At 73.7% G+C, this 909-nt stretch carries 1 protein-coding gene; it reads right to left on the minus strand.

Annotated elements, in window-relative coordinates; genetic code table 11:
- Window positions 1-50: 50 nt before the first annotated feature.
- Window positions 51-909: ABC transporter permease (locus CKO43_RS25485; RefSeq protein ID WP_200380421.1), on the minus strand; the 859-nt coding region annotated here is incomplete at its 5' end.

Consider the following 909-nt stretch of genomic DNA (forward strand, 5'->3'; position numbering starts at 1 on the left):
GCCAAGACCGCGCCCGCCCCGGCGCGCACGCGCGCGGCGCGGCGCTGAGTTCAGTTCTTCATCGCCCGCGACAGCAGCAGCACCGGCAGCAGGCCGACGAGCACGATCGCCAGCGAGGGCAGCGCGGCCTCGGCCAGGCGTTCGTCGCGCGCGAAGTTGTAGGCGACGACGGCCAGCGTGTCGCTGCCGAAGGGGCGCAGCACCAGCGTCGCCGGCAGCTCCTTCATCACGTCGACGAAGACCAGCAGCGCGGCGGCGAGCGCCGAGCGCCGCAGCAGCGGCAGGTGCAGCTCGCGCCAGATGCGCCAGCCGCCGCCGCCCAGCATGCGCGCGCTCTCGTCGACCGAGGGCGCCAGGCGCGCGTAACCGGCCTCGACCGACTGCAGCGCCACCGCCGAGAACCGCACCAGGTAGGCGTAGACCAGGCCGAAGACGGTTCCGGTGAAGAGAGCGCCCAGCGGCGCGTCGGGCCAGCGCTGCTGCACCCAGCCCACCGGCAGCAGCAGGCCGACGGCGATCACCGCGCCCGGCACCGCATAACCCAGCGACAGCACACGCGCCGCCGGCGGCAGCAGCCCGCCACCGCGGCGGCGCAGCGCGAAACCGAGCGCCAGCGCGAGCGCGGTGGCGGCGAGTGCGGCGATGGCCGCGAGCTTGAAACTCGTCGCCGCCCAGGCCGCAAAACGCGCCAGCGGCAGGCCGAACTCGGACACCGTCGCTTCCTGCCAGACCAGCCAGCCCAGCCAGGCCACCGGCAGTACGAACCCCAGCAGCACCGGCAACGCACACAGCAGCAGCGCATAGGGCTTGGCGCCGCGTTTGTCGGGGGCCAGCAGCCAGGCCTTGTCGTGATAGAGCAGGTCGACGGCGTCCGCCGGCACGAAGGCGACGATGTCGATCGCCTGCTCG

The organism is Rubrivivax gelatinosus, from assembly GCF_016583785.1.
In the GTDB taxonomy this organism is placed as follows: domain Bacteria; phylum Pseudomonadota; class Gammaproteobacteria; order Burkholderiales; family Burkholderiaceae_C; genus Rubrivivax; species Rubrivivax gelatinosus_B.